The sequence below is a fragment of the Colwellia sp. genome, from assembly GCF_013215345.1.
Lineage (GTDB): Bacteria > Pseudomonadota > Gammaproteobacteria > Enterobacterales > Alteromonadaceae > Colwellia.
Genome location: NZ_JABSOV010000048.1, coordinates 1 through 17,875, shown reverse-complemented (window position 1 = coordinate 17,875; position 17,875 = coordinate 1). Strand labels below are relative to the sequence as shown.

Annotated in this window: 12 protein-coding genes and 1 pseudogene; 3 read left to right on the top strand and 10 right to left on the bottom strand. The window is 37.9% G+C overall.

Annotated elements, in window-relative coordinates; all coding sequences use genetic code 11:
• Positions 1 to 207 precede the first annotated feature (207 nt).
• The 9 genes from HRT50_RS09270 to HRT50_RS09230 all read right to left on the bottom strand — a co-directional run bounded on the left by HRT50_RS09270 (position 208) and on the right by HRT50_RS09230 (position 12,063).
• On the bottom strand, positions 208 to 3,081 hold the full coding sequence (locus tag HRT50_RS09270; RefSeq protein WP_291613708.1) for a DUF2339 domain-containing protein: 2,874 nt from the start codon (positions 3,079 to 3,081) through the stop codon (positions 208 to 210).
• 392 nt (positions 3,082 to 3,473) lie between these two features.
• On the bottom strand, positions 3,474 to 4,259 hold the full coding sequence (locus HRT50_RS09265; protein ID WP_291613706.1) for an isocitrate lyase/phosphoenolpyruvate mutase family protein: 786 nt from the start codon (positions 4,257 to 4,259) through the stop codon (positions 3,474 to 3,476).
• 219 nt (positions 4,260 to 4,478) lie between these two features.
• Positions 4,479 to 5,828, bottom strand: coding sequence for a DUF3300 domain-containing protein (locus HRT50_RS09260; RefSeq protein WP_291613704.1), 1,350 nt, complete (start codon positions 5,826 to 5,828; stop codon positions 4,479 to 4,481).
• A gap of 222 nt (positions 5,829 to 6,050) precedes the next feature.
• On the bottom strand, positions 6,051 to 6,971 hold the full coding sequence (gene secF, locus HRT50_RS09255) for a protein translocase subunit SecF (protein WP_291613702.1): 921 nt from the start codon (positions 6,969 to 6,971) through the stop codon (positions 6,051 to 6,053).
• A complete protein-coding gene (secD, locus tag HRT50_RS09250; protein ID WP_291613700.1) occupies positions 6,968 to 8,809 on the bottom strand; it encodes a protein translocase subunit SecD in 1,842 nt (613 codons plus the stop codon). The genes secF and secD overlap by 4 nt, the downstream gene beginning before the upstream one ends.
• Before the next feature lie 207 nt (positions 8,810 to 9,016).
• On the bottom strand, positions 9,017 to 9,436 hold the full coding sequence (locus tag HRT50_RS09245) for a hypothetical protein (protein WP_291613698.1): 420 nt from the start codon (positions 9,434 to 9,436) through the stop codon (positions 9,017 to 9,019).
• Positions 9,437 to 9,613: 177 nt separating this feature from the next.
• Positions 9,614 to 10,966, bottom strand: coding sequence for an ATP-binding protein (locus HRT50_RS09240; protein WP_291613696.1), 1,353 nt, complete (start codon positions 10,964 to 10,966; stop codon positions 9,614 to 9,616).
• 92 nt (positions 10,967 to 11,058) lie between these two features.
• Positions 11,059 to 11,736: a response regulator transcription factor gene (locus tag HRT50_RS09235; protein WP_291613694.1), complete on the bottom strand. Its 678-nt coding sequence runs from the start codon at positions 11,734 to 11,736 to the stop codon at positions 11,059 to 11,061.
• Positions 11,737 to 11,781: 45 nt separating this feature from the next.
• Positions 11,782 to 12,063: a PepSY domain-containing protein gene (locus HRT50_RS09230; RefSeq protein WP_291613692.1), complete on the bottom strand. Its 282-nt coding sequence runs from the start codon at positions 12,061 to 12,063 to the stop codon at positions 11,782 to 11,784.
• Between the two features lie 268 nt (positions 12,064 to 12,331).
• Between HRT50_RS09230 and HRT50_RS09225 the strand changes: the two genes are divergently transcribed.
• Complete coding sequence (locus HRT50_RS09225) at positions 12,332 to 13,294, top strand: choice-of-anchor H family protein (RefSeq protein WP_291613690.1); 963 nt, start codon at positions 12,332 to 12,334, stop codon at positions 13,292 to 13,294.
• A gap of 132 nt (positions 13,295 to 13,426) precedes the next feature.
• On the opposite strand, the gene HRT50_RS09220 is transcribed toward HRT50_RS09225, so the two are convergent.
• Positions 13,427 to 15,340, bottom strand: a complete 1,914-nt coding sequence (locus tag HRT50_RS09220) for an alpha/beta fold hydrolase (protein WP_291613688.1) — start codon at positions 15,338 to 15,340, stop codon at positions 13,427 to 13,429.
• A 435-nt stretch (positions 15,341 to 15,775) separates the two neighbouring features.
• Here HRT50_RS09220 and HRT50_RS09215 point away from each other — a divergent pair, with 435 nt between their 5' ends.
• Positions 15,776 to 17,152: an MATE family efflux transporter gene (locus tag HRT50_RS09215; protein WP_291613686.1), complete on the top strand. Its 1,377-nt coding sequence runs from the start codon at positions 15,776 to 15,778 to the stop codon at positions 17,150 to 17,152.
• 455 nt (positions 17,153 to 17,607) lie between these two features.
• Positions 17,608 to 17,875 (top strand): annotated as a pseudogene (locus HRT50_RS09210) (alpha/beta hydrolase); the annotation flags it as partial.

Sequence of the window (17,875 nt, the reverse complement as noted above, 5' to 3'; positions counted from 1 at the left end):
TTCCTTTAAGCCTTCCGTTGATTTTGCATAATGTGAAATTGAATTGTTATTTATAACATAGACAAAATAGATAATTAATACTAAGTGTTCGCGTTATTAGACATATTTGAAATGCCATATAGCCACATTTATTTAAATACAGCTAATGACAGTTTTTGCTATAAAGAGTCCAAAATTTAATCGCCTTATTTTAACGGTAAACCGCAACTAACTTGTTGATGGCTCGACTCTATTGGCCAACTTTTGATACCAAAATGATGCCAACAAAATAAATATACCAATGCCCATAAATAAGATAACTTTTTGCCATAGCAAGGCATTGGCAGCGTCAATCATCGCCAGTTTAACTATGCCTAATAATATCAAAGCGAAACTATATTTCACCGTGGTTATACGTCTATCTTTTAGGAATAAAATCATAGCGCCATGAACCGCTAATGCCGGAGCAATTAATAACTCAACCCGATACATTTCAAAGGAATATAACAAGATTACATAGGTAATAGCGGCGATAGAGTGTAAAAACAAATCGCCATTGAGCTGTAACTTTTTGCCCAATTTATTGTGGCTAAATTTGTACTCTTTTTGATACAAGCAGGCAATGATGAATATTACCGGCACTATTACATAACTTGACTGGGGTAATATAAGCAGCCAAGCGCCAATAAGCAAAAGCAAATTAACTGTTATGACAAAAAATTCATTTCTTTTTAAGTGTTCAGATAGGTTTAAGCTATTAAATGCAGCGCCCCAATATATTGCCGCAATAATTATCCCGTAGAAAAGGCTGTCTGCTTGCGAGCCAATAAGGTTAGGGATAGCAAAACCAAGGGTTAATATTCCCCAACTACAAATGAATTGGTATAGATGAGCAGAGCCTTTTCGGTTTAATAAATAGGCCAAAGCGTAATAACTCGAAAAACCAAGTAACACAACAATACTATTTATTAACGATAACTCGCCAATAGCAATAACAAAAGCCACACTAGCCAGCCCAGTTAATACTTGGGTCTCTTTAACTAGTAAGGGGTGATTTACCTTGCGGGCTAACAATAAAGCGATTAATGGTGAAAGCCATAAAAACATCAATGATTCTTCTTCAAAACGGCGAATAACCGAGCCAACCCAACAAATAGGAATGAACATATAGAACAGAACTCTTATGCCCTCGGCAAGCTTTATCATTGCGCTATCTACTTGATATTTTCTATAGAAAGCGGACCATAACCAAAGTTGAATAAAGGCCGAAACTAAGGCTACTTTTGCAAAGAGTGGCAGCATGATAAAGCGATAGCTATCAACCATCAATGCCCCTTCATAGACATAAAATAGTGGCACTATAATAAGTATTGCCGCAAATATTTCTATTGCTACTTGCTGGCAGCTTCTCGCTCTAAATAATAATGCCAGCTGCACAAAAATGACTATGGCTCCTGTCCAGTTACCTAACCAGATATCAGCACTGACAATAAGCAAAGTAGTTAAGAAAACAGCTTCTAGCAATTGTAAAAAAGGCTTAACTCTATTTTTCGTAAGCAAATCAAATACAGTGCTGTTGTTGATCAATCTTTGCCAGATAGCAATAATTGCGACAATCATCAGTGATAACACCCAGCCATCTACCGATTTAAGTGCAGGTAGTGGGAAATATATTGCTAGCGCAGACAATGAATATAAAAGTGCTACTGCCGTTAATATTTGTCCTTGGTTTAAGGATGTTGAAAAGTTATATCGACGACCAATCGCCAGCAATAATATTCCTTCTACTGCCCAAGCTATTCCCCAATAAGCATCACTAATGGCACTTACTACAGTAAGCACGCCCCATAAAGCGGCAAGCAAGATAAAAAAATGTGTTAACTCACGTTTTATTTTATAAAAGATGACACTTGCCGTTATCGCAATCAAAGTATTAACCGCAAAGCTAACGCTTATTTGGATGGTAAATAGCTCTGATGCTTGCAGAAATATTAGTGTGGTAGTGCCAACTGTCGCGGCTAGGAAAATTAAGCTCTGACGGCTTGATGCGCTTTTTTTAAGCAAGGAAACAGAGGCATAAGCAAAAAACAGTAGATAAAAGAGATTAATCAACCAAGCTGAAATATGAATACTATCTACTTCCAGAAGCCACTCAATAGAGACAAATGTAAAAGCTAAGCTTAAGTGGGCAAGCCAAGGCCCAACGTGTTTATAAGATAGAATTAAACTGCTACCAACAACAAAGGCGAGAGATAATAAATAGTAAAATGGTTCGATATTAACGACATTTGACAGCATCGGCATAGTGGCAATACCTATTACACCTAAAGCAGCGACAACTTTGGTATCTAGCCACAATGCCAGTGTGTGACAAAGCAAGGCGATTGCTAGGTATAAAATCAACACCGCGACATTGGGTATTAGTCCATAAACACTACCGGAAAAATAAACAGTACTATAAGAAAGTAATATGCCTAAGGTAACAATGGCTGTGGCAAACTCACTAAAACGGGTATTTATTTTTAGGCCTATGCCTAACCCCATCACCAATATTGCGGCAATGCACATTAGTAGCGATTTATAGCCCGCGCCTAACTGATCAATAAGCAACTGCATTAAATAACCAAAGCCCGCAAGTGTTAAGCCGATGCCGACCATAGTGAGGATGAATATTCCTAACATGCCTCGAGCTTTATAGGACTGATAAACTTGAGTAACCGGTGAGAACCAGTCGAATAAAGAAGATAATATAGTTTGAAAAAATAGCGTGAAAAATGAAGGTAGGCTAAAGAGTGATGTTTTAGCTTGTTTGCCTGACGGACTGTATTCCTCAGCAATATTCGTTTCCGAAGGAGTTGCTTTAGCGTCAGTTTCTCTAGAGACAGATTTTCTGGAGGAAGAAAGCTGAGTAAACACATCAGTCTCTGGTCCTGAACTACTCTCTTCAACTTGAGTAACTTCTTGATGGTGTTGTAGCTCAGCTTGCTGCTCACCTTGAGCCAGCAAGTTATTCAAGCGGTTTTCAACCGCACCAAGTCGTTGACTAAATTGAAGTTTAACAAGCGCTAACTCTGATCTTAACGCTTTAACTTCTTCATTCATTATTACATCCTGTAATTTTCATTTGAATTTGTACTTGAGTTTTTAAACTATCCACTCCGGTTAAGATAATGCGATAAGCAATTGACTACAATAACTAATACCAATTTCATTAAATTATTGCTCACTTGTGCTGGTTAAAATAAGCCATTTCCGCGTTACTCTCAATCCCAATAGCGAGCTATTACTCAATCGAGCGCCTTGCCATGATTTATTTTTCCTATGCGCAACAAAATCACAAACTTAATGAAACTGGTATAAATTAACTTTTTAGTCGACTACTTTAACCTGACATTAATAAGGGTAATGAGTAAGGCTAAAGATTTAGGTAGCTATAGACCCCTGACTAAAGCACTTGCTAAAACACTTATTTAAGCAATGATTTGAGCACTGGTTTAAGCTATGGCTTTAAACATGGGCTGGAATGAGTTAGCTTGCACAATATTGCTCAACCTTGTAGTTAAGTCATCTTGCAAAGCATCAAAGAGGAAGTTCCCCATGCTAATGCGCTTAACACCCAGTGATTTTAAGGTAGAGAAATTAGCTAAATCTGGCATGCACATAACATTCACTGGCAAGCTAGTGCTATTAACCACAGTTTCAATCGCTTCAGTTTGCACAATACCGGGTACAAATAAACCATCAGCGCCGGCAGCTTGATATAACTTAGCACGCTTTTGTGTTGCTTCAACCACATTAGCTATTCCAAGTAAAAAAGTATCAGTTCTGACATTGATAAAGATGGCAATATTGTCTTTTAGTAACTGGCTAGTTATCTCAGCAAGATAAGTGGCAAAGTTATTTTCATTAATTAATGTTCGCTCTTCATTGGTTTTACTTACTTTGCTGTCTTCGATATTAATACCAACAACACCTACTTCTGCCAGTGCTTTAATATAACCCGCGGTTATTTGCGGGTTGTCACTAAAACCCGCTTCAATATCAACACTAAGAGGTAATTCACTGCAAGCAGCAATACGCTTAACGATAAACAGTAATTCTTCAAAGGCCATATGCTCACCATCGGCATAACCAAGCATACTCGCTATTGCTGCACTTGAGGTGCCAATAGCATTAAAGCCAAGTTTTTCGGCAGTTTTGGCACTGGCAACATCCCAAACATTGCAAAGTAGTAGTGGTGTCGCTTGTTGATGTAGTGAGGTGAATAGTGTGTTGTTCATAATTTTATCTCTATCGTTTCTTACAATAAATTAATTGCAATAAATCTGTTGTAATAAGTAAGACGCTTTAACTAGGCCGCCGCTATTTGTTAAAGTAATTGTGCGGCTTGTTATCCCTATTAACCAACGATAAAATCCGACCAGTACTATAAGCTGTGCTTATAGTACCTTTTAAAGTAAATACTAATTTCCTCCTCGTTTACCTCAGAAAAACTCTGCTTAATGATGTTTAGTTTGATGCTGTTTATTCGCCCGCACAGTGTGCTTAGGTGCTTGTCTGGTCGAGTGCCTTGTTGCTTGTTTTGATGATTGCTTCGGTAAGGACTTTGACACAGGGTGTTTATAAACTGACTTCGATTGATACGACTTACTTTGCTTGGCTTGGTGATGTACCGCTTGGCTATTCACTGCTGAGTTAAGATGTGGCTGTTTATGCGCCAGGTAATGTTTGTTATTCGAATGATGTACCGTTTTTTTAACCTGTTTTTTACTGTGAACCTTATTACTTTTGGTATGAGTAACGTGAGTGTTATTATTTTTAAGATTAGTACCTTTCACATTACTACTTCGAACATGAGCACCTTTAACATTAGTACTTCTAATATTGCTACTGTGAACCGCTTTATTACGGTGAACATTGCTACTACGGACAACTTTATTGTGATGACTACTAGGACGCGTGCCGTAATATTTTTGCTTTAATCGTCCACTACTGTAGGCAACACCACGTCTATGCTGAGGTTGATGGCTCCAACGTTTTGCATGATGACTAATAACTATTTTATTTCTTGGGTGATAACCATGGCGATTATAGTGATTAACCACTACATGGCGGTTATGCCAATGAAAGGCACTAAAGAAAAAATGACTGCTGATATGAATACCAGTGCCCCAATAAAAATGACCGTGATGTGTCGCATAATAATGCGGGTTATGCCAATAGACCGGCGGATAGTGTGACCAATGCCAACGGCCATAGACCACGCGAGTATCATAATAAGGTACATAAATAATTTCTGGCTGTGTTGGCTCTATGATAATAACTTGCTGATCTTTTATCACCTGAACATTATCCATATTGGCCAAACTACCTGCTTGCTCAGCCTGCTGCCTTAAAGTTTGAATACTGGCCAGTACTCTGGCTTCATCTTGTAAAAAAGCATCGCCGAGCTTTTGCATCCAAGTAAGATCTTCACTCAATTTAGCCATGACTTGAGGGAAAGCTAATAGTGCTTTAATACTGGCATCCCAATCTTTAGCTGCTGACTTTTTATGTACTTGCTCTATCGTTAAGGTCGAATGTTTATCGAGCCAACGCTCAGCCTCAATCACCTCTATGGGATAAGTCGAGGCAATAAGAATATGAGTGAGTAAGGTATCTGGGTATAAGGCAATAGGAGCTAGCGTTTGCGCAAGCTCTGCTTCAGACAACAAGGGCTCTTGCTCTTCTTGTGCTAATGACTTAGTTGAGAAAACTATGGTTAACAAAACTAGGGCAGATAGCAAAAACAGCCATCTTATCCTTGGGTATTTTAACCGGTTATGCCATAGGGGTTGACGAAAGTACATAAGATCACCTTTGTTCATTGCTAATTATATAAACTAGAGTACCCCTGCTAAGCTGAACAAAGGCTGAACAAATACTATTAAGAGAACGACTTTATCAACTGATAATACCCTGCCCTTCTTGGATATGAATTATTGGCAGTTAATATCTACCTCAAAGAACCTGCCTCAAAGTATCTAGCTATCAATCATAAAGTCAGTAGCTAGATCCCCTAAAAAACTCAATTAGGGTAATTGACAAACCTCCTGTTCTTTTTTGTGATAGTAATCAGCAGTAAGTCCCAGTAACTGTGGCACTGTCGCCGAAATAGCAATAGAAGAAAAAGTACCAACTAAAACGCCTAAAAATAGCGCAATAGCAAAGCCAGATAATGATTCACCAGCAAAAATCCATATTGCTAATATCGTTGTGAGCGTAGTTCCAGAAGTTATCAAGGTGCGAGCGATGGTTGATTTTATCGCCTGGTTAATAATGCTATCTATATTCTTATCATTCGTTCTTTTCATTATTTCTCGAACCTTGTCACCGATAATAATCGAATCATTTAGTGAATAACCTATAATTGCCAGTAAACTTGCTAAAATGGTTAAATCAAATGAAATATCAAACCAGGCAAAGAGTCCAAGTACAATAATCACGTCATGGAAAAGTGCAATGACAGAGCCGGCAGCCAAGCGCCATTCAAACCGTAAAGATAAGTAGAGTAGTATAACCATCACCGCAGTTAATAACGCGAGTCCACCTTGGTTAATTAACTCCTCACCTACTTGGCTACCGATATAAATGGAGTCTTGCGGGGTGATGGTTAAGCCACTTTGCTGCGAAAACTCACTTAACCATGCTTTTCCTTTTAAGCTCAGATCATTATCCGCTTGCTGTACGCTCCAATGGGTACCATTATCGGCAGAAGATAACTGAAATGAATCTGGTAAATATGACGTTAATAACCCTGACATTTTGTGCTGAGTTATCGATTGTTGTGTAGAGAACTCGGTTAAGTATCCGCCAGTAAAATCTAAACCAAGGTTAAGTCCGTGGTTAAATAAACCCAATAAAGAAATTAGCACCATTATTACAGCAAAATAGGCACTTATAATGCGAAGCTTACTCAAGTTTTTTGTTAGCTTTAAAGTGAAGTTATTCATAATTTAACTCCAAGTAGTTGCGCCTTGTTATCACGAATTAATAAGTTAGTTAACGCTTTTGAAACGAATACCCCAGTGAACATACTGGTTAAGATTCCTAAACATAAAATGATGGCAAAACCTTTGACCGGACCATAACCGATGGAATATAAAATTATCCCGGTGATCAAGGTCGTAATATTGGCATCGAGAATGGTTGAAAATGCACTTTTATAACCGCTTTCAATTGCAGAGAGTACTTGGCGACCCCGCTTTAATTCTTCTTTTATCCTTTCAAAAATAAGTACATTGGTATCAACTGCCATACCTACCGTTAACACTAAACCGGCTATGCCCGGAAGTGTCAGTACCGCGCCAGGAAGGAGTGACATTAAGCCAAGTAAACTAACTAAATTTAATGCCAATGCTACATTGGCGATAACGCCTAAGGTGCGATACCAAAAGGTCATAAACAATAAAGTAAAAGAAATGCCTATGGTTAACGCTTTAATTCCATGCTCTATATTATCCTCGCCGAGAGTCGCTTCTATGCTACGCTGCTTTACTATGGTTACCGGTGCAGTCAATGATCCCGCTCGTAATAATAAAGCCAGTTCTTGTGCCGCTTGTGGACTAGACATATTGGTAATACTAAATTTTGAGCCTAAATGCTGTTGGATAGTAGCCACATTAATGACCTTACTTTTCTTAACCATTTCATCTTTCGCATCTCGATAAAACTCAGAAAATACCGTTACCATTGGTTTACCAATATTCTTTTTAGAGAACATAGACATTTTCTTACCACCAACACTATCCAAAGTCAGGTTTACTAATGGCATGCCCATTTCATCTTTACCTGATTTAGCATTTTTAATATGGCTCCCCGAGAATACCACCTGAGCATTCATTCTTAGCTTTCGCCCATTGTCATCAAGCATTTGAATAATACCGACACTATTGGAATTAGCAGCCATTTGATAAAAGTCTAGTGAAGCCGTAGCACCAATAATCCTTTTGGCGGCTTCGGGATCATGGACACCTGGTAACTCAATGCGGATTCTATTTTTTCCTTGCTTTTGGGTTACCGCTTCAGTGATACCTAACTCTTCTATTCGCCCTCTCATGGTTTTAAGCGTTTGCTGCATGGTTTCTTGACGAAACTTGACTTGCTCTTGTAAGGAGTAAGTCAAAAAAATTTGATTATCATCCCCTTTACTTTGAGTTAACTCAGGATGATTTTTCTTAATTTCACTTAACAGAACATCTTTATTTTCTTGCTTAGTGCCTTCATTAGTTTGGCCAAAATCAATCACAATAGAGTGGTTGTTAGGTTGTGATATTTTGTCTATACGAGTGCGGCTATCTACCGCTAAAGACCTAATTTCTAAAACGATACCTTTTAACCGATCAGCTAATGCTCGTTCAGTATCGACATCAAGTACAAATAAAACACCGCCACTTAGGTCCAAACCTAACTTTATTGGTTGTCCGCCCAATGATTTCAGCCATGCTGGAGCTGTGTTTTCTATCGAACTTTCAATTGAATAGTTATCACCTAGTTCCTTGGTTAGCAGACTTTCAATGGCATGTTGCTCCGCTTTATTAGCCAAAGTAATAGTGGTACTTGCTGTAGAGGTGCTAATTTTATCAACAGAAAATTTATGTTCGCTAAGTAAAGTATTAATGTCCTGAGGTGAAATTTGTTGGGAATGAGTGTTGTTTATAAGGTGGATATTCACCTTATCGATATACAAGTTGGGTAATGCGCTAATAAGCATAAATAGTAATATCAAAAGAATGACAATATTTTGCCATTTAGCAGTTTTTACCTGCTTAGTTGTCCGTGAATTCATCATAAAATCTCTAAATATAGACTCACCGGAGTTACTATAACTCAATGGTTTTATTTGAATTATTCATTAAAATGAAACAATAAAAATAATAAAAAGCAAATACGGCAAGTTACCGGTCATTGGCACCGGTATTGGAAAAAGGGGAAATAGTTAATTTTTACAGTTCAGAAAATACCAATTGATAATTTAATTAAACTGTATAGTGATGGATTAGCTGTGGTAAGTAGTGCGTGATGCATACAAGAAGTTACCGTCTTTCCAGCCGGAAAGTCGAGATGAATTAGTTTTGTGACTTAATTGTTCAAACCAATGAGTTATGAGCGGCGGATTCGTCAGGTTTTTAAACAAGCCCGCAGTTAGTTTTATTTTGAAAAACTCCACTACTAATACATAGTTGGGTGATGTTTGTATTTCAGCAGTAAATAGTGAGGGGGTAAGTCTAGTTAATCTTGGTAAATTAAATACATCTTCAGGTTCATCACTATCGAAAAACGAAGCAGTTTGCTGGTCAATTTGAGCAATGGAGACGTTACTAGCTGAGTCATCATCAATCTTTTCTGAGATCGGCAAAGCATTAGCTGTTTGAGCTAATACTAATAAAAATAACATTACTGCTAATTTACGCCACATGAAAAAAATCACTCCACTAAGATATTCAATGATATAGGGTTCTTTATTGCTTTTTCAATAGTTAGGCAAGTAATAACATCAATCAGCTAACAATATCAAGCATAGGGAAAAATTCAGCTGAAGATATACTGCTGAGTATTTAACATCAGCTTTGATGATATTTTGGTTAATTATTCATTACCCCATATTTGCAAAAGTAAGGGTAAACTTTGCTCCACCTAATGCTGCAGAGTTAGCTATGTGCAGCTGACCTTGATAACTTGCTACTAAATCACGCACTATCGCTAAGCCTACACCATGGCCTTCTTGGTAAGTATCAGCACGAACACCTCGCTCTAGTATTTGGCTAATTTGTTGTGATTTTATACCTACACCATCATCTTCAATGCAAATAACTAGGGCATCACCTTGTTGACTAACCGTTAGCATAATAGAACTTTTCGCCGCTTTATAAGCATTATCAAGCAGATTGCCTAACAGCTCTAATAAATCAGCTTCATCACCTTTAAAGGTGAGTTTTCCCGTTAGCTTAACTGTTACTTTTTTATCTGCATCATGATAAATTTTAGCTAAAGTATTAAGCAACTTATCTAGCACGGGTTTGACTTTAATGCCTAACAGCCAAGAAGAATGTCCGGCACTTTGCGCACGTTTTAATTGGTGGTCAATGGTCGAGTTTATGCGATTTATTTGCTCTTGGTTTACCGCTGAGATATCCCTTTGCGCTTGTAAAACCGCCAGCGGTGTTTTCAAACTATGGGCAAGGTCAGATAAAGCGTTGCGATAACGTTGTCTTTGTTTTTGTTCTGTGGCTAATAATTGATTTAATTGCGTGGTTAGCTTAGCTAACTCTTTAGGATATATGCTGGTTAGCTTTTCTGCTTTGCCCTGTTCAACCGCTTTTATTTCATGTTCTAAGGTAGATAAGGGTTTTAAGGTCCACATCAGCCAGACAAGTTGCAGCAACAATATAATGACCATTAAAATTGCTAAACCAAACCAAAGTTGCTGTTTAAAGTCGCTAATGAACAGTAGAAATGTTTGCTTATCTTTGATGATATGAACCGTCATTGGAAAGCTATGTTCACCCTCAGTAAAACTTATCGCATAGCTATAAATAAACAAAGATAAGCCATTGAGTTCAATACTGGTAAAGAGCTTATCCCCCGTTGTCAGCATTGCTAATGGCTCTGGTAGTTTATTGGGTAAAGTCAGCGTTAGCAGTGATTGAGAACGCCATAAGGTGACGCTTTCATCCTTTCGAGTATTATTGATTTTGTCTGCTTGATTATTCTTTTGCTGCGAGATAAAAGCATATAAGCCTGAGCCACTGACATTAAACTGATTTTCGATTAATACTTCTGGCATGATTAGCTGAGCTTGTTCGACTTCGGCCACCGCCAAAATGGAATAACTATAGGCACTTAATTCATTTTCGATGCTAAGCACCATGTGTTTTTCAAATGAATTCATGATAATAAAAGCAACGGTTGGCAATATAACAATCACCATCGCCAATAAGCTCACCATCAAACGTACTTTAAGCGAATTAAAGAAAGAGCTTAAGAAAACGCTTAAAGAACTTTTAGCAAAAAATTTAATGAATAGCAGCAAGAAAATACCTAGGCTGTAAAGTTAATTAAACGATAGCCTTGGCCACGTTTAGTTTCAATGAAGTTATGTTTACCTTCAGGGTCAAGTTTTTTCCGCAAACGCCTGATAAATACCTCGATGACATTAGAGTCTAAGTCAAAGTCTTGATCATATATGTGCTCGGTTAAGGTGGTTTTAGAAACCACTTCCCCGACATGTAGCATTAAGTATTTAAACACTTTAAATTCATGGCCACTTAAACTAATACTTACCTGTTCAACCAGTACTTGCGAAGTCGTGGTATCTAAACTAAATGGGCCATTATTAATGATGGAACTCGCTTTTCCCGCGCTGCGTCTAATTAACGCATTTAAGCGCGAGCTGAGCTCTTCTACATGAAAGGGTTTAGTGAGGTAATCATCTGCGCCAGCGTCTAAGCCAGCAACTTTATCTTGCCAGCGATCACGGGCTGTAAGAATTAAAATGGGAAAGTTTCGACCTTTTTCTCTTAGGGTTTTAACAACAGTAGTACCATCTATTTTAGGCAAACCTAAATCAATAACGGCAATATCATAGTCATATTCCAACCCTTGAAATAAAGCAATTTCACCATCAGCCGCGACATCGACCGAGTAGTTTTGCAAAACTAATTGTTGTTGAAGCTCTTGCTGCAAGGCTTTATCGTCTTCAACTAAAAGTAAACGCATAGCAATTTATTCCTTCTAGCTAGTTCTTCAGGTCAATTTTTTATATTAATTATTTTCTATCTTACCGGTTTTAGCGTTGACCTTTTTTGAAACCACTTGGCCATTAGGCTTAACAATTTTGACTCTATAGCCGGCATTGTTTTTTTGTTTATTAACTTTTAAGACCTTACCGCCATATTTATTTTGTACTAACTTCGCTGCCTGTTTTGAGCTAGTAACCTTTTTATTACCTTGTTTGTTAGCCTGCTTTTCTGCCGACCAGGCATCGCTGGCACTCAATGTCAGCACACTCATAAACAATGTTAATAAAAAAACTCTTAATTTCATCTCAAACCCTAATGCAGATAAACCTATATAACACTCAGTGTAAAAGAATGCTGGTCGCAAATAAACCAAGTTTCCCTTAATGATACAAATTACTAACTGAACAAAGCATGAACACCTTGATAGTGCCTGATCTGGATGTTTCAACATGTTCAGCTTGAGTTCATCTTACCTGCGCTTTAATAGCATTAATTAAACGTATAAGGATTTAATGATGAATAACTTTATCAAACAGTTATCTTGCAGAGTTACAACAAGAGCCACATCAATAGTGACATTAAAAAAAACATCAAGATACTTATCAGAAGCAACCGCTGAGTTATCACCTATCGTATCAACCAGCCTACAGTTAAGCTTAATGTTAACTTTGATGTTAATGACACTACCAAGCTTTGCTGAACAAGTTGACGATATAAATGTATCCGAAACAAAAACTGCAATGCAAAGCTACTCTCTCGGGCAATCAGCAAACGTCACTAACAAGGCATCAACAGAGAAAATGATGCAAGCTATAAAACAAAGAATACTACTGAACGATAGCGACCAAGCACAAAATAAAGCCTTGGCTAGCACGCGTAATGAAGTCATCAATCAAAAAAAACAACAAGATCGCAAACAAAGTTCAGCCAGTTTATTTAAGAACATGGCTAAAATTAAAAACGTTAACACCACAGGTAGAAGTTTTAGTGACGGCAGCTTTGTCATTTATGAAGGCTACTCACAGTTAATAGAAGATTTTGATGCGGATGGTTATTATCAAACCTTTAGCGTTACCTTTGATGCCGACTTAATAACCTACAACCCTTATGATGAAGCGGTGGTTTATGCTGAACTTTATTTAAGTGAAAACGGCGGCCCTTGGCAGCACTATTACACTACCGACAGCTTTGTCATTTATGGGGAAAGCTCTGATGATACCTTTGAAGTTTATAGCACCTTAGCTCAGGGATTTACCCCTAATCATTACGATGTATTAATCGATCTTTATGAAGTTGGCTACCCCAATATTGTCGCTTCTTATAGCAGTGATGACAGTAATAGCTTATATGCCTTACCCTTAGAGAGCAGTGATTATGATGTCGAATATATTGAGTACTATGAAGAAACACATATTTATGGTGGTAGTGCTGGCGTGGTTAGCTTATTAGTACTTCTAACATTAATGCTAAGACGATTGCTTGGAAAATTTAACAGGAACTTCGGTATTAACATGGCGAACAGTCAAAATAACTAGACCTAGATATTTACCTGAAATTTTAAATTTATCTAAAGAATTATATAAATCCGGAAAAATCTCAACTTCCGGCTTAAAGCGGCTTAAAAACGTCAACTTCCAGTAAGACTTCCATGGTAGATAGCCTGTATCTTATATATGCTTATTAACAAACTTATCAATTGCCTCTAATGCTATAGCGCGATTATTAGCATCCGTTAAGTAATGATTACCATCCTCTAATTCAATAAAAGTCACCTGCTTATCAGCATCTTTCATTTCATCAAACATATCTTCCGATTGATGAAATGGCACCACTATATCGTGCTCACCATGTATTAACAGTACTGGCGCGGTAATGTTGTTAATAGAATTTATCGGTGATGTTTTTTCGAGGTGATCTTCTTCTAAATTACCATTAGAGATAACCTTATCCCAATAAGAAACCACCCAATGATTACTACCATGTTTGCGTCGATCAGCGCTAAGCATACTTGGGATATCTGCAACACCATTAATAGAGACCACACACTTATAAAGTTCCGGCGTAAAGGTAGCTCCCGCTAACGCAGCATAACCGCCATAGCTTGCACCAACGATACAAACACGCTCTGCGTCTATCTTGCCTTGTTTTGCTAATGCCTTAATAGTATCCGTTAAATCATCTTGCATTTTACGGCCCCACTCTCCTCGCCCTTTCTGTAAGTGATTTGAGCCAAAACCTGATGAGCCCCTAAACTGTGGCTGAATAACGAGATAACCTTGATTAGCAAAGTATTGCGCCAACCAATCGAATTGTATTTTATCGTAAGATTCCGGGCCGCCATGGGGTAGCATAATGGCAGGAAGATTTTTAACAACCTTACCTTTAGGTAGGGTTAATAAGGTAGGAATAGTTAAGCCATCACGTGCTTGGAAAGACGTCTCTTTTACATCATTAACATACTCAGCAGTAATTTTAGGACGTGCTGTAGCCAGTAAATCTATTTCGCCGTTTTGGTAACGGATAAACTGTCCAGAATTACCCATTCCCGTCATATGAAAGATAATTGTCGACCAATCAGGAGTATAATCACTTATGGTCAAAGCATTACCAGGTAATGCCGCCGCCATACCGCGCATGCGCTTATTTAGTTTGTCATCAAAAAATTCATAAGTGGGCTTAAAGCCAGAATAGCGAACACCATAAACCACGCGATTAATATCGGTTAATACGGTTTCAACATCACGGTCTTTATGGCTAAATATTGGTTTTGAAATGGTACCGTCTTTAAGAAAAATAGTATGATAAGCCCAGCGACCATGTGAATCATCTTGCCTTATCATCACTAAGCTTTTCCGGTCTGGCGTGACACCAACAAAAGAAACATGGCGTATGTCCGTTTCTTCTTTAAATATTTTTACCCAGCTATCATCAAGCCAGGCTTCAAGACTATGCAGGTTTTTATCATTATTAAAGCGTTCTCGCGCTAGCAGTTCGCCACTGTCATTGACAAAATAATCAATGGTATCGTAAGTACCTCTTTTATGCCTGCGAGGTTTTTTCTTTTTAGTCAAATCTACTTTAAGCAAATTATAGCGAGACTCAGTTTGCCAAGCAGGCATATAAGCATATTGACCATCAGCCGAGATACCAACAACACCACCTAAAGAAGTTTGTCCTTGATAAATACCATAACCCGCAGTCATCAATTGGTGAATATTGCCCGAATCAAGGTTAAATGAAAAAGCGACGCTAATATCATGACGTCCTCGATAACCAAATAAACGAGAATTTTTTGAAGCGACTAAAATCAAGCGATTATCATCAATAAAGTAAACATTATCAGGGTCAATTTCATCAATGATTACTGCTCTGAGGATGTCACCTTTAACAAGGTCGATCACCACTAACATATCATGACCATTTTGTGTCAGGCGATAAGCTAACTTAGTTGCCGACGGTGATATTACCACCATGCTTTTTTCAGGAAGCTTGGCATAGTCTGCGTAAGTTAATTTAGCCGCGCTAACCGAAAAATTTATCAGTAGCGCTAAAACAGCTAAAATCCATAACGGTAACTTCATTTATTTTCCTTAACAATAATACAATAATACAATAATACAATAAAAATCAATGAGTAATGGTACATAAAAGTTGAGTTATGTAAAGTTTTAGTTAAAGCTGCAGTTGTCGATTACTTTTTTTTGAATTTTTAACTTTAGGCAAGTTTAAATTTAAGTTTAAACGTAGCACTGCCCAACGTAATATCACCGCCCCTAAAACAAGCTGTTGTCTTACGACCCAGTAATGGCTAGTTATGACCGTAAGAGATAAGCTTCACCAAGAAAAATAGCTATTAACCAATAGATAATTTAATCTTTTCATATAAAGCTACAGATAGCATTTATTTAAATATCGAGATGCGCTATGTTATCTCGTCAGAAAACATAGCAAGTTTTAAGCAGTATTCTTCCAGCTAATCACTCACCTAATTCAAGAAAATATGGGTTTTACCGAACATGAAAGATCTTACTCAAGGCTCAATTCCTAAACATCTAATTAACATGGCATTGCCCATGATGATAGGCATGTTTATTCAGACGTTATATTTCATCGTCGATTTATATTTCGTTGGTAAGTTAGGCGCGGCTGCTTTAGCCGGATTGAGCTTGGCGGGTAATGCCATGTTTTTAATATTTGCACTTACCCAAATACTTAATGTAAGTACCGCGGCACTTATCTCTCATGCCGTAGGCGCAAAAAATAAAGTAGATGCTAACTTAACGTTCAACCAATCTATGATGTTATCTACAGTCACTGGCGTAGTGGTTTGTATTATTGGCTATTTAGGGGCAGAGGCTTACCTTAATTTAATATCACAAGACCTAGAAACTGTGCAGATGGGCTTAGCGTACCTTTATTGGTTTATTCCCTGTATGGCATTGCAGTTTGTCATGGTATCTATTAGCTCAGCATTACGTGGAACTGGGATAGTTAAGCCTACTATGGTCATTCAAACTCTTTCTATTTTAGTTAACATTATCCTTTCACCGATATTGATTGCTGGCTGGGGAACTGGTTATGCCATGGGTATTGCCGGTGCTGGTTTTGCTAGCTCGATATCGGTTATCTTTGCGGTGATTCTTTTATGTTATTACTTTAAAACAACAGATAAGTACGTCAGCGTTGATTTCGCCCTTTGGTCTATTGATGTACCACGCATAAAAAAGTTACTGGCTATTGGCTTACCTGCCGGTGGCGAGTTCTTTTTAATGTTTGTTTATATGGGCACCATTTATTGGTTAATTCAACCTTTCGGCGCCGATGCACAAGCAGGATTTGGCCTAGGCTCACGGATAATGCAATCGCTATTTTTACCGGCCATGGCTATTGCTTTTGCTGCGCCTGCCATAGCAGGGCAAAACTTTGGCGCGCAAAATTATCAGCGAGTGAGAGAAACCTTTACTTGGTCGGCCATCATGACTTGCTCACTGATGGCCATTCTCACTTTAGTGTGTTTAAGCCAGGCAGACTTGCTGGTACAGGGGTTTTCTGATGACAAAGAAGTGTTGTTAGTGAGTGTGGTATTTTTGCAAATCATCTGTTGGAACTTTGTGCCATCAGGAATAGTTTTTACCTGCTCGGGTATGTTTCAATCCCTCGGTAATACCATGCCAGCATTGTTTAGTACAGCTACTCGTTTAATCACTTTTATTATCCCTGCCCTGTGGTTATCACAGCAAGATGATTTTCAAATTGAACAACTTTGGTATGTCTCTGTAACGACAGTGTGTATTCAAGCATCGGTGAGTTTTTACTTTTTAAAAAGAGAGTTCAAAAAGCGTCTGCCGAAAGTAGAATTATCACGCGATAATTTAGCAAATGAAAATTTATAAGCCACTAACTTGTCAAAGAACAGTTACTGTGGCTTTGAGAAAAGTTAAGCTACCGGCAAGCTAGAGCCGCTAAGTTGCTTTGTAAACGGTCAAAGTAACCATAATTTATACATTATGGTTACTAAAAAAACTGAAGCCCGGGAACCTTTATTACAACAAGCTTAGAGCACTGTCACTACCTCCTGCGAGTCAGATTTTATTACCCTTCCCTTAATAACTAGCTCCTGCTAAATAGATTTACAGCATAACTAAGCCGCCACTGCTTATAATTTGATGCTGGCACTTTAATGACAGTACTTTCATGAGAAGTAATGCCATTGACCGAGCTTTATTCCCCTTTCTTTCATAAAAGTAAAATACCTTATGAATAAAGCCCTTTACAAAATAGTACAGTCAAACTATTATAAAAGTACAGTCGTACTATTTGATTTTTAACTCTAATATGGATACTTGATATGAAGTTTAGTTACTTTAACAATGCCGGTTCAAAATTTGGTTTAACTTCCATAGCACGAGGGATCACCGCAACAATAAGTACACTTGCCCCTAGTTTTAGCTCCTTTGTCGGCGAAAATATATTGATGAATCCTTATAGTCGACGTAAGTATAACTTTGAAAAAATCAAGCCAGAAAAAGAGCTAAACTTGCAAACATCAATGGGTATTGCCCACATTAATCTCTTTGGCTCAGGTAGTCGGGTAATTATCGTCAGCCACGGCTGGG

Coding starts and splice junctions, on each gene's coding strand:
- HRT50_RS09260 (WP_291613704.1), bottom strand. CDS start 5,828: ATGTACTTTCGTCAACCCCTATGGCATAACCGGTTAAAATACCCAAGG.
- HRT50_RS09270 (WP_291613708.1), bottom strand. CDS start 3,081: ATGAATGAAGAAGTTAAAGCGTTAAGATCAGAGTTAGCGCTTGTTAAA.
- HRT50_RS09240 (WP_291613696.1), bottom strand. CDS start 10,966: ATGGTGAGCTTATTGGCGATGGTGATTGTTATATTGCCAACCGTTGCT.
- HRT50_RS09230 (WP_291613692.1), bottom strand. CDS start 12,063: ATGAAATTAAGAGTTTTTTTATTAACATTGTTTATGAGTGTGCTGACA.
- HRT50_RS09215 (WP_291613686.1), top strand. CDS start 15,776: ATGAAAGATCTTACTCAAGGCTCAATTCCTAAACATCTAATTAACATG.
- HRT50_RS09220 (WP_291613688.1), bottom strand. CDS start 15,340: ATGAAGTTACCGTTATGGATTTTAGCTGTTTTAGCGCTACTGATAAAT.
- HRT50_RS09245 (WP_291613698.1), bottom strand. CDS start 9,436: ATGTGGCGTAAATTAGCAGTAATGTTATTTTTATTAGTATTAGCTCAA.
- HRT50_RS09265 (WP_291613706.1), bottom strand. CDS start 4,259: ATGAACAACACACTATTCACCTCACTACATCAACAAGCGACACCACTA.
- secF (WP_291613702.1), bottom strand. CDS start 6,971: ATGAATAACTTCACTTTAAAGCTAACAAAAAACTTGAGTAAGCTTCGC.
- secD (WP_291613700.1), bottom strand. CDS start 8,809: ATGATGAATTCACGGACAACTAAGCAGGTAAAAACTGCTAAATGGCAA.
- HRT50_RS09235 (WP_291613694.1), bottom strand. CDS start 11,736: ATGCGTTTACTTTTAGTTGAAGACGATAAAGCCTTGCAGCAAGAGCTT.